A 24,486-nucleotide genomic window follows, 5' to 3' on the forward strand; every position below is an offset into this window, starting at 1 on the left:
CAGACCTTTGTACTGCTGCACCGCATGCGTGTTGACCAGCATGACGTGGTGACCGGCCGCTTGTAGGCCGTCCACCAGCCAGTACCAGTTGAAGGTCGACTCCACCGCAACCCCGTAGAGATCGTTCTGGAAAGGCTGCAGCGCCCGCTCGATGGTGGGCAGGTCGTTAGGTAGACGTTCCTGATAAAGCACGCTGTCATTCTCATCAAGAACGACAGCGACACTATTGTTTGAATGCAGGTCGATGGCGCAGAATAGAGTCATGTCAGCCTCCTGTAGCGGCAGTGTGTTTGCCAACTACCAGCCTACTCCGGATGACGGACTATGGGAGGCTGGCTACATGATTTTCAGATGAAAGCTTTCATCTGACCCCGTCTTCGAGTCGGGATGTCGGAGTTGGGCTTGAAAATGGGGTCAGAAGAAAGCGTTCTTCAGACCCCGGAGGAGGGTCAGAGTTAGCGTGGGGTCTGATGAAAGCCTTCATCTGACCCCGTCTTGGAACCAGGGGCGTCAGAGTTGGGTTTGAAAAAAGGGGTCAGAAGAAGGTGTTCTTCAGACCCCGTCCTGTCTTTAGAAATTATCCTTGCCGTGCCGGATGGCCGCAAAAATGGCATTCTCCGAATCCGCCGGCAGCCCATTCTGCGCACAATAATTCCGGGCCGCGTCAACAACCTCGGGATCATCCCACCGGAGGAAGGGATTCAGACGCTTTTCATCACCCAGCACCGACGGCACCGTGGGCTCGCCGGCGTCACGGGCCTTTTGGCACTGTTCTTCAAAGGCTTTGAGGCCTTCGTCCCTGGGTAGCCAGCTGCGGGCGAACCTGAGGTTGGCCAGGGTATACTCGTGGGCGCAGTAAACTGCAGTTTTTTCCGGCAGGTTGCGCAGGGTCTGCAGGGATTGCCGCATTTGTTCGGGAGTGCCCTCGAACAACCGACCACAGCCGCAGACGAAGAGGGTGTCACCACAGAACAGCACCGGGCGGCCGTTGATCTCGACATCCGTGAAGTAGGCGATGTGATCCAGGGTGTGGCCCGGAACTCCCAGAACCTGGAAGGTGATCGATTCCCAGACAACTTCGTCACCGGGGTGGACGAGGTTGGTGGAGCCCTTGAACGGTGACTCGGCGGGGCCGGTTACCCGGCAGTCCGGGTGAGCCTTGACCAGATCCTTAATGCCACCAACATGGTCCGCGTGGTGATGGGTGACCAGAATCGTATCCAGGGTCAGGCCATTGGCGGCCAGGTGTTTCTCGACAGGGGCAGCTTGCCCGGGATCAACAATCAGCGCTTTCCTGGTGTCGGAATCTGCCAGGCACCAGATGTAGTTGTCACTGAAAGCAGGAATTGCGGAAATGGTCAGCATATGGCCCCACATGTGTTCGTAGAATGTGACTGTTATGATAGAGCATTAAATCTGTGGCCCCAACCTGGAGGCTGACAAGGCGGGAGGCAGGGTAGTGGTCAGATCTGGCAACATTGACTATCCGGCAAGGCACGAGAATTTCGAGCGTTGGTTCCAGTCGCCACTCGGGCGGGCGCTGCTGGCGGACCAGCGTCGGTTCTGCGATTACGAGCTTGGCAGCCTGATCGGGGCGCGGCAGCTTCAGATTGGCGTCAGTCACCGTCTGCCGCTGGCCACCGGAACCGATTTCGCACAGAAGATCATGACCACGCCACGGTGGTTCCCCCACATGCCGGAGGATGTCGCGGTATGCGATGCCGATGAGCTGCCTTTCCCATCGGACTCCATGGATCTGGTCATCCTGCACCATACCCCCGACTTTTCACCTTACCCGCACCAGGTGTTGCGGGAATCCGCAAGGGTATTGCGCGGTGAAGGCACGATCGTGTTGCTTGGCTTCAATCCGATGAGTCTGTGGGGCCTGCGCAAACTGATGTCGCGGCAACAGGAAGGCCCCTGGGGTGGCCGGTTCATGCTCCGGCGGCGGATGGAGGACTGGCTCCGCCTGCTCGGATTCAGCGTGGATACGTCCGTGACCCGGTTTCTACGGTTTCCCGTGCAGCGCTCTGGCAGGCACACCTATCGCTGGATCGATACCCGATTGGCGGGTAATCGTTTCCTGCCTCTTGGCGCCTATTACTGTATCCTTGCCAAAAAACGGGTCTATGGCCGTATTCCGAGGCAGCCGGCCTGGCGCAAGAGCAAGGTCATTGCCATGCCCGGAACCGGTGCGGTCGGCGCCTCCCGGGGTTGCTACCGCGGCACGGGCGGCGTGAGCCCCGAGGGTCAGGATTAACGAGGATTCAGGAGTACGAATGGCGGATAAGGTAATTCTCTACACGGATGGTGCCTGCAAGGGTAATCCCGGTCGTGGAGGCTGGGGTGTAGTGCTTCGTTACGGCGACGTCAAGAAGACCATGCACGGCGGCGAGCTGCACACCACAAACAACCGGATGGAGCTCATGGCAGCGATCCGTGGCCTGGAGGCCCTGAAGCGTCCCTGTGATGTGGAGCTCTACACAGACTCCCAGTATGTCCGGAAAGGCATCACCGAGTGGATGGCCGGATGGAAACGCAACGGTTGGAAAACCGCCGCAAAAAAACCGGTGAAGAATGACGACCTGTGGCGGGAACTGGATGCGGAAACCGCCCGGCACCGGGTCAACTGGCACTGGGTGAAGGGCCATGCCGGCGTACCCGACAACGAACTGGCTGACGAACTGGCAAACCGTGGCGTAGCGGAATTGAGTGAAGCATGAGACAAATCGTACTGGATACCGAAACCACCGGCATCGATCCCAATGAAGGGCACCGGATCATTGAAATCGGTTGTGTGGAAGTGGTCGAACGTGAGCTGACCGGCCGGAACTACCACGTCTATATCAACCCGGAGCGGGAGGTGGAGGCCGAGGCCATCACCGTTCACGGCATTACCAATGAGTTTCTGGCGGACAAGCCGAAGTTCGCCGAGGTCGCCGAGGAATTCTTCGAATTCATCAAGGGTGCCGAGCTGGTCATTCATAACGCCGCGTTCGACGTGGGCTTCATGGATTCAGAGTTCGCTCGCCTGAAATCGGTGCGCAAGACTGCCGACCATTGCGGCATCGTCGACTCTCTGGCCATCGCCCGCGCCAAGCATCCGGGCCAGAAAAACAGCCTGGACGCCCTGTGCAAACGCTACGGCGTGGATAACAGCAACCGGGAACTCCACGGCGCACTGCTGGATGCCGAGATCCTGGCCGACGTCTATCTTCTGATGACTGGCGGCCAGACCGCGCTGTCCCTGGATGCCGGCTCGGAAGACGGTGGCGCGGCCGGCGGCATTCGGCGCCTCAAGGCCGACCGTCCCCGGCTTGCTGTAGTGCGGGCCTCCGGTGACGAGGCAAGTGCCCACGAGGAGTTCATCGAGATGCTGAATAAACAGGCGGGGCAGAGTCTGTGGAGCAAGCTCGAACAGGCGGAATGAGAACTGGGTCAGTGTGTACCAATTGTTACACTCCGCCTTTATTGAGCAACATGAGTTTTGTGTTATAAGTAATGATAAGTTCGCCAGTTTTTTGCGAACAGAGAATCGGTCGGTCAGGGTGTAACCGATCTATAACAACAAAGCCCGGCGTTTCGTGGCCGGGCTGAATATCAGGCACGGGACGCGGTAGTCTCCGCAAATCAGACAGGAAGCGTTTATGGTTCAATCGTCTCTGGCGACGAAATCGCAGTCGTTTGATCTGGTCAAAAGTGAGATTGAGCAGACCATCAAACAGGCAGAATCCAGCCTTGAGCGTTTCCAGGAAAATCGCGAGAGCGGGGAAGACCTCCAGAACTGTGTTGATTACCTGAACCAGTTGCGTGGTATTTTCATCCTGGTTGAGCTTCGTGGCGGCACCCTGTTGTGCCAGGAAGCGGTTGCAATGGCCAACGACGTTCCTGTCGGTGCCAATGACGACAAGAACATCCTGCTTACCACCCTGAACAGCGCCCTGTTTATCCTCCGTCGCTACGTGGAGTACTACCACCAGCAGCGCGAGGACCATCCGGAACTGTTGCTGCCGGTTATCAACGATCTGCGCGAAGCCCGCCGCGAAAAACCTTACCCGGAATCCTGTTTCTTTGATGTGGACGTCAAGGAACGTCCCGATTTCTGCGCGGATCTCAATCTCGTTGCATTTGAAGGTAATGAAGCGGACTACGAGGTGATGGCCCGGCGGATGCGTCTGACCTTCCAGGTCGCCTTGCTGGGGGTTCTGCGGGATCGCAACGATGCGGTCAGCAAGAAATTGTTCGGCCGCGCCGCCCGCGGATTTGCGCGCTTGTGTCAGGGTGCGCCCATGGGGCAGATGTGGTGCCTGCTGGCGACTGTCTCGGATACCATGCTTGATCGGGCAATGATCTTCACCAAGGCCCGCAAACGCATGTTCATGCGTATAGAGCGGTACGCCCGGGAAGTGGTTTACGTGGGCAAGGTGGCGACGGCCAAGGATGCACCGGATTCATTGATCCGGGATCTCATCTACATGCTTTACCGTAGCGGCTCTGCGAATCCGGAAGTAACGCGCATTCTCTCCGCTTATCGACTGGCACCCGCGGAATTTCCGGATGCCATGCTGGAAGCCCATGCCCGTCGCCTGTACGGCCCGGGTAGCGATGTACTCAAGTCCCTGTCGGACGCACTCCAGGATGAGCTCAACCAGCTCAAGGACAAACTCGACATTATCGAGCGGGGCATCGAGCCGGATCTGGCGGAGCTTTCGTCTATTGCTGACGCCCTCGAGCGTCTCGCGAATACCCTGGTGATGCTGGATCTTAACAAGCTTGCGGGTATCTCCCGCGAGGAAGCGGCCAAGCTGCGCAAGTGGGAAGAAGATAACCGGCTTCCCGGGGATGACGAGCTCTACCGCCTGGCCGACTCCGTGCTGGGGGTAGAGGATGCGGTGATGCAGATCGTCACTCGCGGTATCACCTCGGAAACGGATGCCCTGGCCGGCAGCCGGCGCAACCGGGATGAATCGGTCTATCTCCAGGAAGCGATGTTCGTGGTGGCGGATGAGGCAAGAAGCGCGCTCACCCTCGCCAAACGGGCCATCACGGCATTTATCGAGTCGGATTACGACAAGCTGCACCTGGCCAATCTGCCTGCAACCCTGCACAGCATCTGGGGTGGCCTGCAGATGGTCAATGATCCCGGCGCTGCAAACGTACTTAAACGGGTGGCCGCCTCGATTCAGGATCGTCTCCTGGATGCCCGCCAGGCCCCTCCGCATCAGGTGCTCGAAGCGCTGGCGGATGCCTTGACGTCGCTTGAGTATTACATCGAAAGCATCGGCAAGCGGGAAGACCGCAACCCCGATCTGCTCAAGCTGGCTGAATCCTCACTCGACGACGTTGGTTTGTAATCCCCATGTCCCATGAGCTCGCAACCATCGTACTGGCGGTCGTCGGCGCGGTTCTGGTAATTGCGAGCCTCCTGTTTTTCCTCCGTCCCCGCTGGTTGCTGGGCTGGCTCAAAGGCATGGCGGTATTCTCCGTGCTGGTCATCGGAATCTACACCCTGGTGATTGCCGTGAACCTGATGGGCTACCAGTCGCTGGAAGGGATGAAAACCGTTGCCACAGTCTCCACTCAACGGCAGGGTGAGCAACTCTGGGTTGTGACCCTGCAGACCGGAGAGCAAGCACCGGTCATCCAGTCAGTCAGGGGCGACCAGTGGCAGCTGGATGCCCGTATCATCCGGTTCGCCGGTCCCATTCGCTGGTTGGGGATTGCACCGGGATACCGGCTTGAGCGCCTGAGTGGTCGTTATACCTCGCTCGAGAATGAACAGAGCATGCCAAGGACGGTGATCGGGCTGAGCGAACAGAAGTGGCCCGATCTCTGGGAGCTGGACCGGCAGTTCAATCTGCCATTTGTGGAGGGGGTCTATGGTAATGCCACCTTCATGCCCATGCGCGACGGCGCCCTGTTCGATGTTCGGCTGTCCGGATCAGGGTTGGTGGCGGCTCCCCAGAATGAAGCGGCACGGCAGGCGGTGCAGCTCTGGGATGAGTAAATCGGTTATTCAGGCATAAAAAAACCTGCGACGCGCGCAGGTTTTTTTATGAGCGGGGCGGGGCTTCAGCCCATGTTGAACAGCTCGCCCAGCTTGGTTGCCAGCATCATGTCGCCTTCAGCGCGCAGCTGACCGGCCATGAACGCCTGCATTCCATCGGTTTCGCCGGAAACGATGCCCTGCAGAGTATCGGAGTTCATGATCAGGGTAACGGAAGGGTCTTCATGAGAGCCTTCGTGCAGCTTGCAGGAGCCGTCGTTGATGGCCAGGTGGTAGTTCTTGTCGTCCTCAATGTCGAACTGGAACACCAGATCGAGGCCTTGAGCTGCGTCTGCGTTGAAATTCTGTTCGAGTTTTTCAAATACCTGAGCTACAGACATTATCTTGCCCTTCTGAATGGTTGTCTTGTCTTGGCGAAGCCGATCTCGCAATTCGACTTTATGGTCAGCAGAGGGTCGTGTCAAGCTCGATCGAACGCTTGTTTTAATTTTTTTGCTCCGCTTATCAGTGTCAATTCGGTAAGTTACACTCTCGTCTTTGCATAACCATTTGGAGAAGCCATTTTGGAGTTCCTGACAGAATACGGCCTGTTCCTGGCCAAGGTCGTTACCTTCGTGGTTGCCGCCCTCGTGATCATTTCCGTCATTCTCTCTGCTGCCCAGAAGGAGCGTGAGGATCATGAAGGTGAGGGCGAGTTGAGAATCCGGAAACTCAACGACAAATACCAGAAGTTGCGGGAAACCATTCAGGCGCGCCTGATGGACGAAGGCGAGCGCAAAGCCTTCCAGAAAGCACGTAAAAAAGAAGACAAAGCCGAGAAAAAGGCCGCAAAAGCCAAGGCCAAGAGTGGAAAGGAAGAGCAGGAAGTTCGCTCGAGAGTCTATGTGCTCGATTTTGACGGCGATATCAAGGCCAGCGATACCGATCAGCTGCGCCGGTCCATTTCAGCAGTACTGAGTGTTGCCAAACCGGAGCAGGACGAGGTGGTTATTCGTCTGGAAAGCGGGGGAGGACTGGTGCATTCCTATGGCCTCGCTGCCGCCCAGCTGGACCGGATTCGCAGCAAGGGTATTCCGCTGACAGCCTGCGTCGACAAGGTGGCTGCCAGTGGCGGCTACATGATGGCCTGTGTTGCGGACCGGATCGTCGCCTCTCCCTTTGCCATTCTCGGGTCCATCGGGGTGGTTGCCCAGTTGCCGAACTTCCACCGTTTTCTCAAGAAGAACGATGTGGATTTCGAGGTGCTGACCGCCGGCGAGCACAAGCGAACCATGACCATCTTCGGGGAAAATACCGAGAAAGGCCGGCAGAAGTTTCTCGAAGATCTCGAAGATACCCATGGGCTGTTCAAGGAGTACGTCACCGAGCGCCGGCCCAGTGTCGATATTGCCAAGGTGGCCAACGGCGACATCTGGTTTGGCAAGCGGGCCCTGGAGGTCAATCTGATCGACGAGATCAAGACCTCCGACGAATATCTCATTGAGGCTTGTGATCGTGCCGACGTAGTGTCAGTAACATTCCAGCGCAAACGGACACTCCCGGAAAAACTGGGGCTGGCCACCAGCGCAGCCCTGGAGCACACCGTATGGCGGGTGCTCAGTGCTTTCCGGAACCAGAAGATTCAGTAGCTGACAACAAACGGGGTAACACCATGACAACGAACAGCGAATTCAAAGCCTGGCGAGTGGAAGAGAGAGATGGCGAATACCAGGGCAGTGAACAGACCCTCAGCACGGCCGATTTGTCGGAAGGCGAGGTTCTGATCCGGGTCAGTCATTCGTCACTGAACTATAAGGATGCGCTTTCTGCGTCCGGCAACAAGGGTGTTACCCGCTCGTTTCCCCATACGCCGGGCATCGATGCTGCCGGCGAAGTTGTGGAATCCGCAACCGGCGCACCGGCGGTAGGCAGCCAGGTCATTGTTACCGGTTACGATCTGGGCATGAACACCGATGGCGGTTTTGGTGAGTACATCCGTGTGCCGGCCGCCTGGTGTGTGCCGATGCCCTCCGGCTGGGATGCCCATACTGCGATGATCTACGGCACGGCCGGCCTGACCGCAGGCCTGTGCGTCGGCAAACTCCTGAAGATGGGCGCCAGCCCGGAACAGGGCAAGGTGGCTGTCAGCGGTTCCTCCGGTGCCGTGGGTAGCGTGGCCGTCGAATTACTGGCCAACCTGGGCTTTGACGTGGTGGCGATCAGTGGCAAGGCTGATCATGCCGACAGTTTGAAGGAACTCGGCGCCTGTGAGGTGGTTGGCCGTGATGCTCTGACTGAAGAGAAAAAGCCGCTGCTCAAACCAGTCTTTGCCAATGCGGTTGATACCGTGGGTGGCACACCGTTGGCGGAGTTGCTCAAGCAGATACAGCCGGGTGGGTCAGTGTCTTGCTGCGGCCTGGTGGCCGGTCCTCAGCTGTCCACTACCGTGCTGCCGTTCATCCTGCGGGGCGTGAACCTGTTGGGTGTGGACTCCGTTGAGATTCCGCTGGCTGACAAGCAGGCGGTGTGGGAGAAGTTCGCCGGTGAGTGGAAGTGTCCGAAGACCGAGGCCTCCGCCCGGGATATCGGCCGTGCCGAGCTGGATGAGGCGCTGAAGGCGTTTTTGAAGGGGGCGTCGGCTGGGAAGATCGTGTTGGATCATGGCCGGTGAGGTGAGGTCCAAGGAGGGGTCAGATGAACGAGTTCATCAGACCCCGAGGCATAAAAAGGGGTCAGAAGAAAGCTTTCTTCTGACCCCATGTTCAAACCCGGAGTCTGACTCAACTCAGGGGTCAGATGAACTTGTTCATCTGACCCCATCTTCAACCAACCTCCAGCTCACCCGGCCCGCCGCCTAAACAGCGGCAAATCCGTATCCGTCGCCGCCTGGTACCCCTGGCTAAAGAAGTTCAGGCACTTCGCCGCCTGGCTGATGTCCTTGTCCGCCCGCAGCACATACGAGTCAAACCCGCAGCGCTTCATGAACTGCAGCTGATCCAGCAGCACATCCCCGATCGCCCGCAACTCGTTCTGATAACCAAACCGTTCCCTCAGCAGCCGGGCAATGCTGTAACCGCGGCCATCCACAAAGCGGGGGAAATTTACCCCGATCAGCGGCAGTTCATTGACCCTATCAGCAATCATTTCCGGCTCATCATGGCTGTCAAACCAGACACCAATCCGATCGTTACCGGTGAAATGCTCGTAGCCGGCCAGCCAGAGATCGGCCGGGATCAGCGCCGGCTGGTCCGATGGAATGTCGAGAGACTCGCCATCCTCCGGACGCGGAACCACAACCCAGTCGTCCTGACGGACAGTGCCATCTACATTGATTACGTCAGGCATAGACCCGCTCCTTGAAAGGTTTGATGCCAATACGGCGATAGGTATCGAGGAATTCTTCCTCCTCGGTACGCTGGTCGACGTACACATCGATAATCTTCGCGACAACCTCCGGCATGTCTTCCCGGGCAAAGGAGGGCCCGAGAATCTTGCCGATATCCGCATCATGGTGGGAGGAGCCGCCCAGGCTGACCTGATAGAACTCCTCGCCCTTCTTGTCGACACCCAGAACGCCAATGTTGCCGACATGGTGATGACCGCAGGCGTTCATGCACCCGGAGATATTGAGATCGATGTTGCCCAGGTCATACAGATAATCCAGATCCTCGAACCGGCGCTGGATGGCCTCAGCCACCGGGATGGACTTGGCGTTGGCCAGGGCGCAGTAGTCGCCGCCCGGGCAGCAGATGATGTCAGTCAGGGTGTTCAGGTTGGCGGTCCCGAAGCCCATGGGCGTGATGGCTTCCCACAGTTCCAGAAGCCGGTCCTGGCGCACATCGGCCAGCACCACGTTCTGGTGGTGGGTGACCCGCACCTCCCCGAAACTATACTCATCAGCCAGGTCAGCAATCTGCTCAAGCTGGTGATCGGTGACATCGCCCGGCGGTGTACCGGTCTTCTTCAGGGTCAGGGTCACAATGGCGTAGCCGGGCTTCTTGTGAACGCCCACGTTGTGGTTCAGCCACTGGTCAAAACCGCGGTTCTCGAACCGCTGCCGGGCCAGCAGGTCGGTTGCGTTGTCGAGGGCCTCGTAAGGCGGTTCGGTAAAGAACCCCTTGATCCGCTCAATCGCTTCAGGCGTCAGACGGGTGGGCGAATCCTTGATGTGCGCCCATTCTGCTTCCACTTTCTCGGCAAAACCTTCCGGAGTCAGGGCCTTGACCAGAATCTTGATCCGCGCCTTGAACTTGTTGTCCCGGCGGCCATAGCGGTTGTAGACCCGCAGGACCGCCTCGAGATAGGTCAGCAAATCCAGCTCGGGCAGGAATTCGCGGATCACCGGGCCAACCATCGGTGTCCGGCCGAGGCCGCCACCCACATGAACGCGGAAACCCAGTTCGCCGGCGTCGTTGCGAACGATCTGGAGCCCGATGTCATGGATGCGGATTGCCGCGCGGTCGGTTTTTTCGGAGGCGTTCACAGCCACCTTGAACTTGCGGGGCAGGAACGCGAATTCCGGATGGAACGTGGACCACTGGCGGATAATTTCGCAGTAGGGCCGGGGATCGGTAATCTCATCGGCCTGAACACCGGAAAACTGGTCTGTGGTGGTGTTCCGGATGCAGTTGCCACTGGTCTGGTTGGCGTGCATTTCCACTTCCGCCAGGTCGGCCAGAATGTCCGGAACATCTTCCAGGGCCGGCCAGTTGAGCTGCACGTTCTGCCGGGTGGTGAAATGGGCGTAGCCCTTGTCGTAATCCCGGGTGATACGGGCGAGACGACGCAACTGCTCGGAGCGCAGCATGCCGTAGGGCACACAGATTCTCAGCATCGGAGCATGGCGCTGGACGTAGAGTCCGTTCTGCAAGCGCAACGGAAGGAATTCTTCCTCGCTGAGTTCGCCCGCCAGGGCACGTCGGGTCTGGTCCCTGAACTGGGCTACCCGTTCCGCTGCCATTTGCCGGTCGTGTTCGTCGTATACGTACATAGGGGTAATTTCCTGCCTCTTATATCTGGATCGCAGGATATCACCACGTTTTTATTTCCAAAATGATTATTTCAAAATATGTTTATCGATTCAGGCGATAAGTGGGCGGGGCGCAGGCTGGACGAATATCAATTTCCTGCTTAACTGAAAAGACAACAACAATGACCTGAAAAAAGTGAGAAGGGGTACTTCCATGAAGAAGAGCATGCGTTCAGACAGTCAGGCAGACGCCATCGCTGCAGTTCTGGTAGTCGTACTGGTGGTCGCCTTCGCCGTTGTCTGGGTCTCGGGCCAATAGCCTACTGGCTGGCGAGCACAGCCTGCACCACCAGAATCAGCCCGCCCACAAAGGCCGCGGTAAACAATAGTCCGGCAATAATATAGGGCAAGGGGCTGTGGCTGGAGAAATCCTCTTGCCGGCGCTTGTCGGACTGAACCCCGAAAGCGCCGGCCAGGATGCTTTGCATTATTTTCAAAACGCTCGGTGAGCCCGATTTCCGATCTTTCTTGTTGCTTTGATTGTCGGTTGTGTCGGTCATTGCGTGCTTCGTCCCCGTCTATTCTGCCGGATCGTAGGCCAGGCTTGGCATCAGCCAGCGCTCCGCCTCCGCTTTGGATATACCCTTACGTTCAGCATAGTCCTCAACCTGATCCACGCCAATCTTGCCGACGGCAAAGTACTTGGACTCGGGATGGGCGAAGTACCAGCCGGATACCGCCGCGGTGGGGAACATGGCGAAATGTTCGGTCAGCTCCAGGCCGATTTTGCCGGTGGCCTCCAGCAGACGGAACAGGGTTGCCTTCTCGGTGTGATCCGGGCAGGCCGGGTAACCCGGGGCCGGGCGGATACCGCGGTAGCGTTCCTTGATCAGATCTTCGTTGGGCAGATGCTCGTCGGCAGCGTAGCCCCAGAATTCCTTGCGCACCCGCTCATGCATCCGCTCGGCGAAGGCTTCCGCGAGGCGATCGGCCAGGGCCTTGACCATGATGGCGTTGTAGTCGTCGTGCTTGTCCTTGAATTCCTGTGAGAACTCCTCGGCACCAATACCGGTGGTCACGGCAAAGCCGCCCACATAATCCACTTTCTGGGAATCCTCCGGCGCCACGAAATCGGACAGCGCCATCATCGGCTTGCCGGGTGCCTTTTCATCCTGCTGGCGCAGGTGGTGCAGGGTAGTCAGCTCTTCGGTGCGGGATTCGTCGGTGTAGACCACGATGTCATCGCCGCGACGGTTGGCGGGCCAGAAGCCGATCACGCCCCGGGCAGTCACCCGTTTCTCCTCAATCATCTGCTTCAGGATTTTCTGGGCGTCATTGAACAGGCTGCGGGCCGCTTCGCCGCGCTTGGGATCGTCAAAGATCGCCGGGTACTTGCCGGAGATATCCCAGGAAATGAAGAACGGCGTCCAGTCGATGTAGTCGACCAGTTCTTCGAGGTCATAGTCCTCGAACACCCGGATGCCGGTGAAGGACGGTTTTGGCGGCTCATAACCTTCGAAGTTGATTTCCGGTGCGCGGGCACGGGCTTCCTTAAGGGAAACCAGCTTGGTCCGCTCTCCGCGGTTCTTCCGGCGCTCCCGAATTTCCTCGTATTCGGTACGGGCCGCCTCGACAAAGGCCGGCTTGGCGGTCTTGCTCAGCAGCTGGGAGGCCACGTTAACGCAGCGGGAGGCGTCAGAGACATACAGGGCCATGTCGTTCTTGTACTGCGGCTCAATCTTCACCGCCGTGTGCGCCTTGGACGTGGTGGCGCCACCGATCATCAGCGGGATATGGAAGTCCAGCCGCTGCATCTCCCGGGCCACGTGAACCATCTCGTCCAGGGATGGAGTGATCAGGCCACTGAGACCGATGATGTCCACATTCTCTTTCTTGGCGGTTTCCAGGATCTTGTCGCAGGGCACCATCACGCCCATGTCGATCACTTCGTAGTTATTGCACTGCAGAACAACGCCCACGATGTTCTTGCCGATGTCGTGCACATCACCCTTCACCGTGGCCATGAGAATCTTGCCCTTGGCCTGCTGGCCCTCGGACTTCTCCGCCTCGATGTAGGGAATCAGGTAGGCTACGGCCTGCTTCATCACCCGGGCGCTCTTGACTACCTGGGGCAGGAACATCTTGCCGTCGCCGAACAGGTCGCCGACCACGTTCATGCCGTCCATCAGCGGGCCTTCGATGACCTCGATGGGGTGGGTGGCATTCTGGCGGCAGGCCTCGGTGTCTTCGATAATATAGTTGGTGATGCCTTTGACAAGGGCATGCTCAAGGCGCTTCTCAACCGGCCATTCGCGCCAGGCCAGGTCCTCTTCCTGGGTCTTGCCGCCTTTGCCCTTGAACTTCTCGGCCGCTTCCAGCAGGCGATCGGTGGCGTCATCCCGGCGGTTGAGTACCACGTCCTCCACCAGTTCCTTCAGATCCGGCTCGATCTCATCGTAAATCACCAGCTGGCCCGGGTTTACAATACCCATGTTCATGCCGGCTTTGATCGCGTGGTACAGGAATACCGAGTGGATGGCTTCACGAACGGCATCGTTGCCCCGGAACGAGAACGAGACGTTACTGACGCCGCCGGAAATGGAGGCGTGGGGCAGGTTTTCCTTGATCCAGCGGGTGGCGTTGATGAAGTCCACCGCGTAGTTGTTGTGCTCCTCAATGCCGGTGGCGATGGCGAAGATGTTCGGGTCGAAGATGATGTCGGCCGGATTGAAACCGATATCGGTCAGCACATCGTAGGAGCGCTTGCAGATCTCGGTCTTGCGCTCGTAGGTGTCGGCCTGACCGTCTTCGTCAAAGGCCATGACCACCACGGCGGCGCCGTAGCGCATGCAGTCTTTCGCCCGTTTGATGAATTCCTCTTCGCCTTCTTTAAGACTGATGGAGTTCACCACCGCCTTGCCCTGGATACAACGCAGGCCGGCCTCGATCACCTCCCATTTGGAGGAGTCGATCATGATGGGCACCCGGGAAATGTCCGGTTCGGAGGCGACCAGATTCAGGAAGGTCACCATGACCTCCTTTGAATCCAGCATGCCCTCATCCATGTTGATATCGATGATCTGGGCGCCGTTTTCCACCTGGTCCCGGGCCACGCTGAGGGCTTCCTCGTACTGCTCTTCCTTGATCAGGCGCAGAAACCGCTTGGAGCCGGTGACGTTGGTACGTTCACCCACGTTGATGAACAGGGTGTTCTCATCACCGGTAAAGGGCTCGAGGCCGGACAGTCGAAGTGCCTTGGGGCGCTCGGGAATCTGCCGGGGCGGGTACTTGGCGACAGCTTTGGCAATGGCCTCAATATGATCCGGGCGGGAACCGCAGCAGCCGCCAATAATGTTCAGGAAGCCGTCTTTGGCAAAGCCTTCGATGATCTCTGCCATTTCCTCCGGGGTCTGGTCGTATTCACCGAATTCGTTGGGCAGGCCCGCGTTGGGGTGGGCGGAGACATAGGTTTCGGCTTTGGTGGACAACTCCTCAACGTAGGGCCGCAGCGCATCCGCTCCCAGGGCGCAATTCAGGCCCACGGAAATGGGTTTGGCGTGGGCAATGGAGTTGTAGAAGGCCTCGGTGGTCTGTCCGGACAGGGTGCGCCCGGAGGCATCGGTGATGGTGCCGGAAATCATGATCGGCAACTCGATGCCGGTGTCTTCGAACACCTGCTGGGTCGCGTAGATGGCCGCCTTGGCGTTGAGCGTATCGAAGATGGTTTCGATCAGGATCAGATCGGCACCGCCTTCCATCAGGCCTGAAACCGCTTCGTAATAATTGTCCACCAGAGTCTGGAAATCGACGTTGCGGTAGCCGGGATTATTTACATCCGGTGAGATGGAGGCGGTACGGGAGGTAGGGCCGACCGCGCCAGCGACGAAACGTGGCTTGCTGGGGTCTTTAGCGGTGAACTCGTCAGCAATCTCCCGCGCCAGCTTGGCGGAGGCCACGTTCAGCTCCCGGGCCAGGTCTTCCATGCCGTAGTCGGCCTGGGACAGGCGGGTGGAGTTGAAGGTGTTGGTCTCGATGATGTCGGCGCCGGCGTCCAGGTAGTCCGCATGGATGTTGCGGAGCAGGGCGGGCTGGGTCAGGTTGAGCAGGTCGTTATTACCCTGCACCTCCCGTTCGAAGTCCTTGAACCGATCGCCCCGGAAAGCGGCTTCATCCAGCTTCTGGTTCTGGATCATGGTGCCCATGGCGCCATCAAGAATCACAATGCGTTCCTTGAGGGCTTGATGAAGCTGTTCCAGACGGGTAGTGCGATCGGTCATAGGGAAATCTTCCGGGTGTCGTGGCTAACGTCGTATTTCAGTCAATGGCGCGGGATCATAGCAAAAATGCCGGATTCCGTCTTAGTCCGAATGATCAATATCAAGTGCCGTGTTTCCAGCGCTTGCAGCAGGCGGTCATACGGGAAATTCATTACCTGATTAAATCCCGACTATTTTACTTGGTCTTTCATGTTCCCGCGAACTCTCTTAAAATAGGAATCAAACTTCCAAACGGGTAGGAAACATGGCATTGGTTACCGTGACAGATTCCGCGCGGGATTACCTCGCGCAACTCATTGAAAAGCAGGATGTAGAAGGCATGGGCGTTCGGATCTTCGTTACCCAGCCCGGCACCCGTAATGCCGAGACCTGCCTGGCCTACTGCCCGCCCAATGAAGTCGTCCCGACGGACGAACAGCTGGATCTCGGCAAGTTCACCCTTTACCTGGACCACAACTCGGTCCCGTTCCTGGAAGAGGCCTACGTGGACTATTCCAAGGACCAGATGGGCGGCCAGCTGACCATCAAGGCTCCGAACGCCAAGGTGCCCAAGATCGACGACGACGCACCGCTGCCGGATCGCGTGAACTACGTACTGGCCTCCGAGATCAACCCGAATCTCGCGGCCCACGGTGGCGATGTTTCTCTGGTCGAGATCGTGGACGGGTCCGTTGCCGTGCTGCGCTTCGGTGGTGGTTGCCAGGGCTGTTCAGCCGTAAGCCTGACTCTCAAGCAGGGCGTTGAATCCACCCTGAAAGAGCGCGTGCCGGAAATTACGGCCGTGCGCGACGTAACAGATCACTCCTACACCGAAAACGCTTACTACCAGTAAGCCGTCTCTGAGAGCCCCGGCCGCCAGGCCGGGGTTTTTGCTGCCGCAATTCCCCGCACCCCATGGCTTCACGGCCAATGTTGTGACATTTCAATTACTTCATCATCGGTCACATAAACTGACATGCCGGGCCACTACACTGTTGGCAGGCACTCAAGAACCGAATTTTCGTCGGCCTCTGGCCGCAATCTTAACCGGGGTAACACTTGATCGACCTAGCACTCCTGTCTGTGCCTGTCATGGCTGCTGTCACCGGCTGGGTGACGAATTGGCTGGCAATCCAGATGTCCTTCTATCCGGTCCGGTTCGTCGGCTTCGGTGTGATTGGCTGGCAGGGTGTTATTCCCCGGAAAGCAGAGAAGATGGCGCACATCTGCATTGACCATACCCTGCAGAAGTTTGGCGATCTGAATTCCGTTTACGAAAAACTTGAGCCCCAGTGCATCGTTGAGCAGGTGATCTCACAGGTGACCCCGAGGGTGGATGAGTACATCGACGAAATCATGTACGAGAATCACCCGGTCCTGTGGGATAACGTGCCCTTGTTCGTGCGCAACCGGATCTATAAATGGGCGAGGGAGGCGCTGCCTGAGCGGGTTGAGGAACTGGTGGAGGACTTCGGTGACGATCTGGACGACCTGGTGGATCTCAAGGCCCTGTTAAGCCGGGAGCTCCAGCGCCATCCGGACCTGATGAACCGGATCTTCAAGCAGGCGGGATCGGTAGAACTGCAATCGGTCATCAACCTCGGGGCGATCATTGGCGGCTTGTTAGGGGCCGCGATTGTGCCGCTTTGGGTTCGTTACCCCGAGCCCTGGCTGCTTCCCCTGGGCGGCTTTGCCGTGGGCTTCCTGACCAACTGGCTGGCCATCAACCTGATCTTCACTCCGGTGGAGCCCCGCCGTTTCCTGTTCTGGAAGATCCAGGGCCTGTTCCTGCGCCGGCAACACGAGATCAGCGATGTCTGGGCCCGACTGGTGGCGGACGAGCTGATTACCGTCGAGCGGGTGGCCGATGCCATGATCAACGGTGCCCATGGTGACCGCACCCGGGCGATCATCCAGAAGCACCTGCGGCCGCTGCTGGACAGCTCGCCGGTGATGAAGCTGACGGCACAGGTGTCAGTCGGCGTCACCGGCTATACCGAGTTGAAGAAAGCGCTTTACCAGAAAGCCGTGGTAGCCACCGGGGATGTCTTCTCGGACCCGGCGTTCAACCGGGAGCGGGCACCGGTGGTGGCGGAGGTCCTGGCCGGACAGATGAAATCCCTCGGGCCCAGAGAGTTTCAGGGCATCCTGCGCCCGGCCTTTCACGAGGAAGAGTTGCAGCTGATGATCGTGGGTGGCGTGTTCGGTGCCCTGGCCGGACTCATCCAGTTCGTGAGTCTCACCTACCTCGTTTTCTGACCATTCTGCCTTAAAGACAGTTGGTCGGGCGGGGCAGTCCGGCGATGCGGCAGGCGGTCTTGGCTGGCGTGCCCGGAAACAGCTGCATCAGGTAAATGCTGTTGCCTTTCTCCTCTCCGAAGGCTTCTTTCACCGCCTTGACGAAGAGCCGGTTCGAGGGTGGCGAGACTTCGTGTTCTTTATAAAAATCCCGCAAAAACTCTATGATCTCCCAATGATTTTCAGATAGATCGATAGAGTCTTCAGCAGCAATGGCTTGTGCGACCTCCGGGGTCCAGGTCCAGGCATCTTCCAGAAAACCTTCATTGTTCCGCTGTGGGATCTGCTGCTCACTCATGGTTTACCAACTGATTACCTGTTGTGCGCGGGTGGTCAGCTCGACCATGCGCTCATAGTCGATGATTTCCGCCGATTCGGCACCGCCGTTCACTCCACGTGCCGCCATGTCCGGCGCCAGCACCATCAGTTTGCCAGAGGCGCGGGCGGACGCAGCACCAAGCCCCAGGACACCGTTCTCGATCAGCAGGATCCCATCCTCCGGGCCGGCCATCGACAGGCAGCGGGCAAACCTCGGGTGTTCCGGGGACTTGTTCAGGATGTGCAGGGTCTGAATCTCGGTCATGGTGTTATCCGGCAAAGGCGGTGTGGCTGTAATTTGTGAACAGTTGCGAGTCGGCCTGAACGACGGTCACGCCGTCCAGTAACTGTTCGGCCTCAAGTCCATAGCGATTGCAGTCGTCACCATCGGCAAGCAGGGCTTCCACGCCAAAGATGGGTGCCGCGGCCAGATTTTTCTCCACCGACTTCTGACGGATCGTTCCGGGCTCCTGCCCCTTGCGAAGCCAGTTTACCCCGGCACCACAGAACAGCAGTGATACCGGCTGGTCAAACGCTGCCAGCGAAAACGCCATATCCAGGGCTTCCCGGCCGGCCCAGCTGCCATAGGGAGGCTGGTCGATGACAATCAAAGTGCTCATGGTCAGTCGCTCCCGTGAAAATAGACGGTTCGTGATGACGACATCCGGCCCTCAACCCACTCGCCCAGGCCCGCGATGGTGAATGGCGCCAGGAGATTGCTGGCGGTCAGCTCATACCGTTTCTGCTCGCCTTCATCCACCAGGCCGCGCCTCAGCGCCGAGGCAATGCAGGCAACGCCGGGAATGCCGTGTTTCTCAAGAAAAGAGCTCCACTCCCGGGGCCAGTGAGGTTCATCGGATGGTGGTGAGGCGAGGGCGGAGGCAAGCTGTACGCCATCCCCGTAGAGGAACACCCGGTCTACCCGATGGCCGGCCCTGATGGCAGCCGCGGCGAAGCTCAGTGCGCTCTGGGGTGCCTGCGAGCTGTAGGGCGCTCCGGTGATAACGAGAGTGAACGAGAATGGGGTGGAATCCTGCATGGCCGGTACCGTGTTGATAGCGGTTTCAGTTTACTCAAAGTAAAAGCCCCGGCAAGGCCGGGGCTTCGGTTAACCTGGTTTCAGGAGCGATCAATCTTCGCCGCTGAATGCTGCCAGCAGGTGCAGCAGGCTGACAAACAGGTTGTAGATGGAGACGTACAGGCCAACGGTAGCGATGATGTAGTTACGCTCGCCACCCTTGATGATCTGACTGGTCTCGAACAGGATCATGATGGAGGCGAAGATGGTGAAGCCTGCGGACACCGCCAGGTGCAGGGCAGAGCTTTCCATGATGAACGCCAGAACCATGGCACCGATCAGCACGAATGCGCCAGCAGTCAGGAAGCTGGACATGAAGCTGAAGTCCTTCTTGGTGATGATCGCGGTTGCGGACAGACCAACGAAGGCAACAGCGGTCAGTGTCAGTGCCTGGGCAACGATTTGGGACGCACCTGCGGCCACGAACGCACCGATGATCGGGCCCAGGGTGTAACCCATGAAGCCGGTCAGGGCGAAGGTGGTCACAATGCCCCAGGGGCTGTTCTTCAGTTTATAGGTGGCAAACAGAAGACCGATGTAGCCCACAATAGTGATCAGGAAGCCCGGATGGGTTCCGTTCATGTTCAGGAATGCGGTCAGGGCCGAGAAGGCCAGGGTCATGCCCAGGAGCATGTAGGTGTTGCGCAGCACATTCATTGCATCAGCGCTGATGCCAGTAGTCGCTCGCTCAGCCTGAGGCGCGGAATAGGCACCCTGCTGGTTCTGAGCGCCGAATCTTCTGTTTTCCATTGTCATCTCCGTTTGTGTAACGACTGGATACTGTCCCCAATCATAATGTCGAATACGCAACTTTCAATCATTTACGACAATAAAGTGCTCCGCGGATTCCATTAAACCCCGTTAATGTTGAAAAGTGCGGCCAGATTTATGCAGGGCGTTGACAGCACAGGCAATTCCGGTATCATGCACCTCGCTGTCGCAACGGCAGCAATGGTTTTGAAAGGTGGGCTGGCAGAGTGGCTGAATGCAGCGGTCTTGAAAACCGCCGACGGTTAGTAGCCGTCCCGGGGTTCGAATCCCTGGCCCACCGCCATTTTCTCCAGTTTCCCCTGATATTTCCCCGTTTCCTCTTCTTGCGCTAATCAGCACCTCTGCAGAGATTTCCCTATCGCTGCTCGTCCGGTCGGTAGCCCAGCTGCCGTGAAATATCCTCGCCCGCGCGCTTCAACTCCGAAATCCATTCATCCTTACGCCGCTCGATTGGTGCCGAAACCGATAGCCCGGCACTGACATTGCCTGATTTGTCGTGAATCAGCACCCCGATACAACCCACGCCGATTTCAGCTTCCTCGTTGTCCAGGGCGTAGCCTTGGCGGGCGCTTGCCAGGCAGGCTTTTTCCAGGTCCGGCAGTGAGGACAGGGTGTTTCGAGTATACGCGGGCAAGTTGGTCCGCTCTGCGTAGGCCTTGATCTCCTCCTTGCCCGCCAGCCCCAGCATCAGCTTGCCGACGGCGGTCACGTGCAGTGGCGCACGGCTGCCAACGATCTGGTTCACCAGCATCATTCGGTTGGGGGTGACTTTCTCGAAGTAGATCACCACGTCCCCCTCGCGGATGGTGAGGTTGATGGTTTCGCCCATCTGTTCGCACAGGGTCTCCATGTAAGGCAGGGAGACCGCTCTCAGGTCGATGTCGGTGTGCAGTCGGTTGGTCAGTTGCATGAGTCGTTGACCGAGGCGGTAATTGCCGTTGTAGTCCCGCTCCACGAACCGATTGCTGATCAGGGACAGCAGGATCCGGTAGGCAGTGGAGGGGGCAAGACCGGTATCCGCGCTCAGGGTCTTGAGTTTCACCGGCCTGGAATATCTGGCAATGGCGTCCATCAGCAGGACAGCCCGGTCAATGACCTGAATACGCGATTCGGTTTTGATTTCGCTCATGGGGGTACCTGGCTTGTCTTCGAGGGCGATGCCACAATATGGGACTTTTGCGTATGGTGCAAAATCTAGCGCCGGCCGGCTCAGGGAGCAACACCCAAACCCCGTGTTATTGCTTACTGGGTTTCCGCCGTTTCAGCCCCATAATGGAAGTATTGTTTGATTGGGAGTGCTTATGCCTGATACCACCAAAAACACCGAAGACCGTCGCAAAGACAGGAAATTCGCCGTCTCGGCAAACCGTGGCCAGGCCAGCCACCGTGTCCGTTACGTGGAGACCGGGGGCGCCCTGGTGGATACCGAGGAATGCACCTTCTGTCAGTCGGTTCCGGATCTGCAGGAAGGCGAAAAGGAAAAGGCGGCCAGAACCGAACCGGACTCCGGCCGCCAGCAGTCATCTGACTGATCGCGTGTACGGCGGATCCCTTAGAGGGATCTGCCGGGGTATGTCATTTCTTTTTGCTGGTCCGCGCGCTTCTGGCGCTGCGCCAGGCTTTCCGGGTCATTGGTCGGAATCTGCCAGCCCGCAATGTTGTCCTCAATCAGCTTCACCAGGGCTTCGATGTGGCCCGGTGTCGCATTCAGAGCCGGGATATAACTGAATCCCTCACCACCGGCTTCCATGAAATACTCGCGGTTTTCCTCGTTGATTTCCTCGATCGTCTCCAGACAGTCGGAGGAGAATCCGGGGCAGAACACATCTATCGATTTGATACCTTTGCCCGGAAGCGATTTCAACGTCTCGTCCGTGTAGGGCTTCAGCCATTCCTCGCGCCCGAAGCGGGACTGGAAGGTGGTCATGTAGTCCTCCGGCGAGAGCCCCAGGCGCTCGGCCAACAGGCGCGAGGTCTTGTGGCACTCGCAGTGGTAAGGATCACCTCTCAGGAGATACTTCAGGGGAACCCCGTGGTAGGACAGGATCAGCTTGTCCTTGCGGCCATGGTTGGCCCAGTGGGCCTCGATGTGACGGGCCATGGCCTCGATGTAAGGCGGGTAATCCGGGTAATGCGACACAAAGCGCAGGTCCGGCAGCCAGCGGCGCTTGGTGAAGTCCCTGGCCACCGCATCAAACGTGGAGGCCGATGTCGAGGCCGAGTACTGGGGGTAGAGCGGCAACACCAGCAGCTTACGCACGCCCTGTTCCTGCATTTCATCCAGTACCTTGCTGATGGACGGATTGCCATAACGCATGGCGAACCCGACCACAACGTTTGGCCCATACTTCTTCTTCAGCGCCTCGCGTATGCCTTCCGCCTGTTTGGCGGTATGAAGCAGGAGGGGGGAGCCCTCCGCTTCCCACACACTGGCATAGGCCTCGGCGCTGCGCTTCGGGCGGATGCGCAGGATGATACCGTTCAGAATCAGCCACCACAGGGGGCGGGGAACCTCCACCACCCTGGGATCCCAGAGGAACTCGGCCAGATAGCGTCGAAGGGCTGAAGTGGTGGGGGCGTCCGGGGTGCCAAGGTTGGTCACCAGAACGCCCAGCCTTTCGGGCTGGTTATGGCTGAAATTCTCTGAGCCTTTGTATTTCATTCAAGTCGGTCCCTGTTCTGGTTTATGGGCGGGCGGCTACCCCTTGTTCTGTGCCTGTTGCGCCATCCTCGGTGCCAGGCCACTGATGTCGTAGCCAGCATTACGGGCCTTGGTGAAAATTTCCTGGGCCGGATTGGAGCGGGCAGCGCTGAGTGCCCAGAGGACGGTGCAGCGGGTGCCGGAACGGCAGAAAGCCAATACGGGCTTTGCCGCGTCCCGGATCATCGGTGCAAACCGATCCACGTCCTCATCCGTGATATTGCCGGATTCAACCGGCATGTAGACCCACTCAAGTCCCTGTTCCTTCGCGGCGGCCTCGATATCCGCCATGGACGGCTGGCCAGGTTCTTCGTGATCCGGGCGGTTCGCAACGAGGGTCTTGAAGCCCAGGCGAGCCGCTTCGGCCACATCATCCACGCTGATCTGTGGCGCTACGGAAATGGTGTCGTCAATCTTTCGGATATCCATGGAGTACCTCCGCAATCTTGGTGGGCCTAAAGTACCAGAAATTGTTCAGGCTTTTGCCCGGTTCCGCTCAATTAATTCGAAAATCACCATACCGGCGACCATCGAGGCAACAAAAACGGCTGCCTTGATCTCGCCAGCGCCCAGGGCAACGATGCCAGGACCCGGGCAGAAGCCGGCAACGCCCCAGCCAACACCGAACATGAGGCTGCCGATGACCAGGCGCTTGTCGATATGGTTGTGGGACGGAATCTTGATGTTGAAACCGAGAAACGACAGGGTCCGGCGGCGGGCGACGGCAAACGCGACAACGCCGACGATGATGGCACCACCCATGACAAAAGCCAGGGACGGATCCCAGAGGCCGGCGATATCAAGGAAGCCCAGTACCTTTTCCGGGTTGGCCATGCCGGAAACAATCAGGCCGAAACCGAAAATCAGGCCGGCAAACAGGGATGCAAGGGAATACTTCATACTCAATCAGACTCCAAGCACGTGACGGATAACAAATACGGTAATGAAACCTGTGGCCATGAAACTCAGGGTGGCCGCCAGCGAGCGCAGGGAGAGGCGGGACAGACCGCAGACGCCGTGACCACTGGTGCAACCGGAGCCGTAGCGGGTGCCGACGCCTACCAGCAGGCCGGCAATGATCAGGGCCGGGTAGCCGGCGTTGATCTCGATGGCGGGCAGATCACCGGCCAGAAGCCAAACTGCCGGAGCGCCCAGCAGGCCGAGCATGAAGGCCACACGCCAGGCGATGTCGCCCTTCAGGGGTGTCAGCAGGCCGCCGAGGATACCGCTGATGCCCGCGATGCGGCCGTTGAGCAACAGAAAGCTGGCCGCTGCCAGGCCAACCAGAATACCGCCGGCCAAAGCCGACCAGGGAGTGAAATTACTCCAGGCAATCTCGATCATTTACTACTCCGTGAGGACAGGTTTTTGATTACAGGAATAAGCTTATAAGGGCGGGCAATAATACCACGAAAAAAGCCCGGCAAGGGATGCCGGGCAGAGGCGTGCGAGTAGTATCCATGAAAGACTTCCAGACAAACCGGCATCAGCAGGGACACCGGTATGGTGAAGTATTGACCATATTTTGAACACTTCAAGCGAGAGCCCGTTTCGTTTGAAAACATTTTTTCATATCGAATGCGTGTTTATACTGCGGCCTTTCCCTGTGCGGGTTTCAGCGCCACTGCAATCCCGCCGGGGGTGTAATACAATAGGGGCCTGAAGCGAAATTTCCACCCCGAGGTTGATAAATGTCAGACGAAAAATCCCCAAAGCCGGAGACCGACGCGCAGCTGGCCGCCAGGATCAAGGGTTCTGCACGGCAGATCTGGCTGGCGGGGCTCGGTGCCTACACCAAGGCCGAAGAAGACACCGGCCGGTTTTTCGAGCGTCTGGTGCAGGAAGGCGAACAGCTGGAGAGCAAGACCCGGGGCGTGGTTGGCAAGCAGATCAAGTCCGTGGAAGACCGGGTCGAAGGTGTCCGTGAGCGGGCCACCGGTACCTGGGACAAGCTCGAGAACATGTTTGACGAGCGGGTATCCGGTGCCTTGCGTCGGCTGGGCATTCACCGCCGTGAAGAGATCGAGGCCCTGGAGCGCCGGATCGAGATCCTGGAAACAGAGTTGAACCTGATTCGCAACCGATCCGGGAGTGACGAGGAAGAGTAGG

At 58.4% G+C, this 24,486-nt stretch carries 28 protein-coding genes and 1 tRNA gene; 12 read left to right on the forward strand and 17 right to left on the reverse strand.

Annotation, left to right across the window (positions count from 1 at the left end; all coding sequences use genetic code 11):
• Together BM254_RS15620 and gloB are read right to left on the reverse strand one after the other, a co-directional pair.
• On the reverse strand, window positions 1-264 hold a 264-nt coding region (locus BM254_RS15620), incomplete at its 3' end, for an IS110 family transposase (protein WP_139227071.1).
• 306 nt (window positions 265-570) lie between these two features.
• Complete coding sequence (gene gloB / locus BM254_RS15625; protein ID WP_092005862.1) at window positions 571-1,365, reverse strand: hydroxyacylglutathione hydrolase; 795 nt, start codon at window positions 1,363-1,365, stop codon at window positions 571-573.
• Window positions 1,366-1,459: 94 nt separating this feature from the next.
• On the opposite strand from gloB, the gene BM254_RS15630 reads away from it, so the two are divergent.
• The 5 genes from BM254_RS15630 to BM254_RS15650 all read left to right on the forward strand — a co-directional run bounded on the left by BM254_RS15630 (window position 1,460) and on the right by BM254_RS15650 (window position 6,007).
• On the forward strand, window positions 1,460-2,260 hold the full coding sequence (locus BM254_RS15630) for a class I SAM-dependent methyltransferase (protein ID WP_092005865.1): 801 nt from the start codon (window positions 1,460-1,462) through the stop codon (window positions 2,258-2,260).
• A 19-nt stretch (window positions 2,261-2,279) separates the two neighbouring features.
• The gene (rnhA, locus tag BM254_RS15635; protein ID WP_092005868.1) at window positions 2,280-2,723 is read left to right on the forward strand and encodes a ribonuclease HI; all 444 of its coding nucleotides are present in this window, start codon (window positions 2,280-2,282) and stop codon (window positions 2,721-2,723) included.
• Window positions 2,720-3,430 carry a DNA polymerase III subunit epsilon gene (gene dnaQ / locus BM254_RS15640; RefSeq protein WP_092005871.1) on the forward strand — a complete coding sequence of 237 codons (711 nt, stop codon included), beginning with the start codon at window positions 2,720-2,722 and terminating at the stop codon, window positions 3,428-3,430. Before rnhA ends, dnaQ begins: the two co-directional genes overlap by 4 nt.
• Window positions 3,431-3,647: 217 nt before the next feature.
• On the forward strand, window positions 3,648-5,354 hold the full coding sequence (locus BM254_RS15645) for a FimL-related protein (protein WP_092005874.1): 1,707 nt from the start codon (window positions 3,648-3,650) through the stop codon (window positions 5,352-5,354).
• 5 nt (window positions 5,355-5,359) lie between these two features.
• Window positions 5,360-6,007: a multidrug transporter gene (locus BM254_RS15650; RefSeq protein WP_092005877.1), complete on the forward strand. Its 648-nt coding sequence runs from the start codon at window positions 5,360-5,362 to the stop codon at window positions 6,005-6,007.
• 65 nt (window positions 6,008-6,072) lie between these two features.
• Here BM254_RS15650 and BM254_RS15655 read toward each other — a convergent pair whose 3' ends face one another.
• Window positions 6,073-6,387, reverse strand: a complete 315-nt coding sequence (locus BM254_RS15655; RefSeq protein WP_092005880.1) for an SCP2 sterol-binding domain-containing protein — start codon at window positions 6,385-6,387, stop codon at window positions 6,073-6,075.
• 183 nt (window positions 6,388-6,570) lie between these two features.
• Here BM254_RS15655 and sohB point away from each other — a divergent pair, with 183 nt between their 5' ends.
• Together sohB and BM254_RS15665 are read left to right on the forward strand one after the other, a co-directional pair.
• On the forward strand, window positions 6,571-7,635 hold the full coding sequence (sohB, locus tag BM254_RS15660; RefSeq protein WP_092005883.1) for a protease SohB: 1,065 nt from the start codon (window positions 6,571-6,573) through the stop codon (window positions 7,633-7,635).
• Between the two features lie 23 nt (window positions 7,636-7,658).
• On the forward strand, window positions 7,659-8,657 hold the full coding sequence (locus BM254_RS15665; RefSeq protein WP_092005886.1) for a YhdH/YhfP family quinone oxidoreductase: 999 nt from the start codon (window positions 7,659-7,661) through the stop codon (window positions 8,655-8,657).
• A 167-nt stretch (window positions 8,658-8,824) separates the two neighbouring features.
• Here the strand turns inward: BM254_RS15665 and BM254_RS15670 are convergent, their stop codons facing one another.
• From BM254_RS15670 to metH, 4 genes are all read right to left on the reverse strand, one after another.
• Entirely contained in the window at window positions 8,825-9,331 is a 507-nt protein-coding gene (locus BM254_RS15670; RefSeq protein WP_092005889.1) for a DUF934 domain-containing protein, read from the reverse strand.
• On the reverse strand, window positions 9,324-10,976 hold the full coding sequence (locus BM254_RS15675) for a nitrite/sulfite reductase (protein ID WP_092005892.1): 1,653 nt from the start codon (window positions 10,974-10,976) through the stop codon (window positions 9,324-9,326). Before BM254_RS15675 ends, BM254_RS15670 begins: the two co-directional genes overlap by 8 nt.
• A gap of 299 nt (window positions 10,977-11,275) precedes the next feature.
• Complete coding sequence (locus tag BM254_RS15680; protein ID WP_092005895.1) at window positions 11,276-11,515, reverse strand: DUF2970 domain-containing protein; 240 nt, start codon at window positions 11,513-11,515, stop codon at window positions 11,276-11,278.
• A gap of 18 nt (window positions 11,516-11,533) precedes the next feature.
• A complete protein-coding gene (metH, locus tag BM254_RS15685) occupies window positions 11,534-15,232 on the reverse strand; it encodes a methionine synthase (RefSeq protein WP_092005898.1) in 3,699 nt (1,232 codons plus the stop codon).
• 244 nt (window positions 15,233-15,476) lie between these two features.
• Between metH and nfuA the strand changes: the two genes are divergently transcribed.
• Together nfuA and BM254_RS15695 are read left to right on the forward strand one after the other, a co-directional pair.
• Window positions 15,477-16,064 (forward strand): Fe-S biogenesis protein NfuA, encoded by a 588-nt coding sequence (gene nfuA / locus BM254_RS15690; protein ID WP_092005900.1) that lies wholly within the window; start codon window positions 15,477-15,479, stop codon window positions 16,062-16,064.
• Window positions 16,065-16,270: 206 nt separating this feature from the next.
• Window positions 16,271-17,470, forward strand: coding sequence for a DUF445 domain-containing protein (locus tag BM254_RS15695; protein ID WP_217647764.1), 1,200 nt, complete (start codon window positions 16,271-16,273; stop codon window positions 17,468-17,470).
• Window positions 17,471-17,480: 10 nt separating this feature from the next.
• Here the strand turns inward: BM254_RS15695 and BM254_RS15700 are convergent, their stop codons facing one another.
• The 5 genes from BM254_RS15700 to BM254_RS15720 all read right to left on the reverse strand — a co-directional run bounded on the left by BM254_RS15700 (window position 17,481) and on the right by BM254_RS15720 (window position 19,655).
• Window positions 17,481-17,807 (reverse strand): TusE/DsrC/DsvC family sulfur relay protein, encoded by a 327-nt coding sequence (locus BM254_RS15700; protein WP_092005903.1) that lies wholly within the window; start codon window positions 17,805-17,807, stop codon window positions 17,481-17,483.
• A 3-nt stretch (window positions 17,808-17,810) separates the two neighbouring features.
• Window positions 17,811-18,092: a sulfurtransferase complex subunit TusB gene (gene tusB / locus BM254_RS15705; protein ID WP_092005906.1), complete on the reverse strand. Its 282-nt coding sequence runs from the start codon at window positions 18,090-18,092 to the stop codon at window positions 17,811-17,813.
• Between the two features lie 4 nt (window positions 18,093-18,096).
• A complete protein-coding gene (locus BM254_RS15710) occupies window positions 18,097-18,447 on the reverse strand; it encodes a DsrE family protein (protein ID WP_092005909.1) in 351 nt (116 codons plus the stop codon).
• Window positions 18,448-18,449: 2 nt separating this feature from the next.
• Window positions 18,450-18,866: a sulfurtransferase complex subunit TusD gene (gene tusD, locus BM254_RS15715; RefSeq protein WP_092005912.1), complete on the reverse strand. Its 417-nt coding sequence runs from the start codon at window positions 18,864-18,866 to the stop codon at window positions 18,450-18,452.
• A 90-nt stretch (window positions 18,867-18,956) separates the two neighbouring features.
• Window positions 18,957-19,655, reverse strand: coding sequence for a Bax inhibitor-1/YccA family protein (locus BM254_RS15720; protein ID WP_092005915.1), 699 nt, complete (start codon window positions 19,653-19,655; stop codon window positions 18,957-18,959).
• 213 nt (window positions 19,656-19,868) lie between these two features.
• On the opposite strand from BM254_RS15720, the gene BM254_RS15725 reads away from it, so the two are divergent.
• A tRNA-Ser gene (locus BM254_RS15725) sits at window positions 19,869-19,959 on the forward strand.
• A gap of 72 nt (window positions 19,960-20,031) precedes the next feature.
• Here the strand turns inward: BM254_RS15725 and BM254_RS15730 are convergent.
• On the reverse strand, window positions 20,032-20,805 hold the full coding sequence (locus tag BM254_RS15730; RefSeq protein ID WP_092005918.1) for an IclR family transcriptional regulator: 774 nt from the start codon (window positions 20,803-20,805) through the stop codon (window positions 20,032-20,034).
• Window positions 20,806-20,977: 172 nt separating this feature from the next.
• Here BM254_RS15730 and BM254_RS15735 point away from each other — a divergent pair, with 172 nt between their 5' ends.
• Complete coding sequence (locus BM254_RS15735) at window positions 20,978-21,208, forward strand: hypothetical protein (RefSeq protein ID WP_092005921.1); 231 nt, start codon at window positions 20,978-20,980, stop codon at window positions 21,206-21,208.
• Window positions 21,209-21,228: 20 nt separating this feature from the next.
• Here BM254_RS15735 and hemH read toward each other — a convergent pair whose 3' ends face one another.
• The 4 genes from hemH to BM254_RS15755 are packed head-to-tail and all read right to left on the reverse strand — an operon-like array spanning window position 21,229 to window position 23,721.
• Window positions 21,229-22,338 carry a ferrochelatase gene (gene hemH / locus BM254_RS15740; protein WP_092005924.1) on the reverse strand — a complete coding sequence of 370 codons (1,110 nt, stop codon included), beginning with the start codon at window positions 22,336-22,338 and terminating at the stop codon, window positions 21,229-21,231.
• Window positions 22,339-22,374: 36 nt separating this feature from the next.
• Entirely contained in the window at window positions 22,375-22,806 is a 432-nt protein-coding gene (locus BM254_RS15745; RefSeq protein ID WP_092005927.1) for a protein tyrosine phosphatase family protein, read from the reverse strand.
• Between the two features lie 45 nt (window positions 22,807-22,851).
• Window positions 22,852-23,277, reverse strand: a complete 426-nt coding sequence (locus BM254_RS15750) for a YeeE/YedE family protein (RefSeq protein WP_092005929.1) — start codon at window positions 23,275-23,277, stop codon at window positions 22,852-22,854.
• A 6-nt stretch (window positions 23,278-23,283) separates the two neighbouring features.
• Window positions 23,284-23,721, reverse strand: coding sequence for a YeeE/YedE family protein (locus BM254_RS15755; RefSeq protein WP_092005932.1), 438 nt, complete (start codon window positions 23,719-23,721; stop codon window positions 23,284-23,286).
• 347 nt (window positions 23,722-24,068) lie between these two features.
• Between BM254_RS15755 and BM254_RS15760 the strand changes: the two genes are divergently transcribed.
• On the forward strand, window positions 24,069-24,485 hold the full coding sequence (locus BM254_RS15760) for a phasin family protein (RefSeq protein ID WP_092005935.1): 417 nt from the start codon (window positions 24,069-24,071) through the stop codon (window positions 24,483-24,485).
• Window position 24,486: the final 1 nt, after the last annotated feature.

The organism is Marinobacter pelagius (assembly GCF_900114925.1).
Taxonomy (GTDB): Bacteria; Pseudomonadota; Gammaproteobacteria; order Pseudomonadales; family Oleiphilaceae; genus Marinobacter; species Marinobacter pelagius.

What these genes read in the sequence shown, in the direction of transcription:
- BM254_RS15700 (WP_092005903.1), bottom strand. Translation starts at nt 17,807, where the DNA reads ATGAGTGAGCAGCAGATCCCACAGCGGAACAATGAAGGTTTTCTGGAA.
- BM254_RS15670 (WP_092005889.1), bottom strand. Translation starts at nt 9,331, where the DNA reads ATGCCTGACGTAATCAATGTAGATGGCACTGTCCGTCAGGACGACTGG.
- BM254_RS15720 (WP_092005915.1), bottom strand. Translation starts at nt 19,655, where the DNA reads ATGGAAAACAGAAGATTCGGCGCTCAGAACCAGCAGGGTGCCTATTCC.
- BM254_RS15710 (WP_092005909.1), bottom strand. Translation starts at nt 18,447, where the DNA reads ATGAGCACTTTGATTGTCATCGACCAGCCTCCCTATGGCAGCTGGGCC.
- BM254_RS15750 (WP_092005929.1), bottom strand. Translation starts at nt 23,277, where the DNA reads ATGAAGTATTCCCTTGCATCCCTGTTTGCCGGCCTGATTTTCGGTTTC.
- BM254_RS15645 (WP_092005874.1), top strand. Translation starts at nt 3,648, where the DNA reads ATGGTTCAATCGTCTCTGGCGACGAAATCGCAGTCGTTTGATCTGGTC.
- dnaQ (WP_092005871.1), top strand. Translation starts at nt 2,720, where the DNA reads ATGAGACAAATCGTACTGGATACCGAAACCACCGGCATCGATCCCAAT.
- BM254_RS15735 (WP_092005921.1), top strand. Translation starts at nt 20,978, where the DNA reads ATGCCTGATACCACCAAAAACACCGAAGACCGTCGCAAAGACAGGAAA.
- tusB (WP_092005906.1), bottom strand. Translation starts at nt 18,092, where the DNA reads ATGACCGAGATTCAGACCCTGCACATCCTGAACAAGTCCCCGGAACAC.
- BM254_RS15745 (WP_092005927.1), bottom strand. Translation starts at nt 22,806, where the DNA reads ATGGATATCCGAAAGATTGACGACACCATTTCCGTAGCGCCACAGATC.
- hemH (WP_092005924.1), bottom strand. Translation starts at nt 22,338, where the DNA reads ATGAAATACAAAGGCTCAGAGAATTTCAGCCATAACCAGCCCGAAAGG.
- nfuA (WP_092005900.1), top strand. Translation starts at nt 15,477, where the DNA reads ATGGCATTGGTTACCGTGACAGATTCCGCGCGGGATTACCTCGCGCAA.
- BM254_RS15665 (WP_092005886.1), top strand. Translation starts at nt 7,659, where the DNA reads ATGACAACGAACAGCGAATTCAAAGCCTGGCGAGTGGAAGAGAGAGAT.
- BM254_RS15675 (WP_092005892.1), bottom strand. Translation starts at nt 10,976, where the DNA reads ATGTACGTATACGACGAACACGACCGGCAAATGGCAGCGGAACGGGTA.
- rnhA (WP_092005868.1), top strand. Translation starts at nt 2,280, where the DNA reads ATGGCGGATAAGGTAATTCTCTACACGGATGGTGCCTGCAAGGGTAAT.
- BM254_RS15730 (WP_092005918.1), bottom strand. Translation starts at nt 20,805, where the DNA reads ATGAGCGAAATCAAAACCGAATCGCGTATTCAGGTCATTGACCGGGCT.
- BM254_RS15650 (WP_092005877.1), top strand. Translation starts at nt 5,360, where the DNA reads ATGTCCCATGAGCTCGCAACCATCGTACTGGCGGTCGTCGGCGCGGTT.
- tusD (WP_092005912.1), bottom strand. Translation starts at nt 18,866, where the DNA reads ATGCAGGATTCCACCCCATTCTCGTTCACTCTCGTTATCACCGGAGCG.
- BM254_RS15760 (WP_092005935.1), top strand. Translation starts at nt 24,069, where the DNA reads ATGTCAGACGAAAAATCCCCAAAGCCGGAGACCGACGCGCAGCTGGCC.
- BM254_RS15755 (WP_092005932.1), bottom strand. Translation starts at nt 23,721, where the DNA reads ATGATCGAGATTGCCTGGAGTAATTTCACTCCCTGGTCGGCTTTGGCC.
- metH (WP_092005898.1), bottom strand. Translation starts at nt 15,232, where the DNA reads ATGACCGATCGCACTACCCGTCTGGAACAGCTTCATCAAGCCCTCAAG.
- BM254_RS15655 (WP_092005880.1), bottom strand. Translation starts at nt 6,387, where the DNA reads ATGTCTGTAGCTCAGGTATTTGAAAAACTCGAACAGAATTTCAACGCA.
- BM254_RS15680 (WP_092005895.1), bottom strand. Translation starts at nt 11,515, where the DNA reads ATGACCGACACAACCGACAATCAAAGCAACAAGAAAGATCGGAAATCG.
- gloB (WP_092005862.1), bottom strand. Translation starts at nt 1,365, where the DNA reads ATGCTGACCATTTCCGCAATTCCTGCTTTCAGTGACAACTACATCTGG.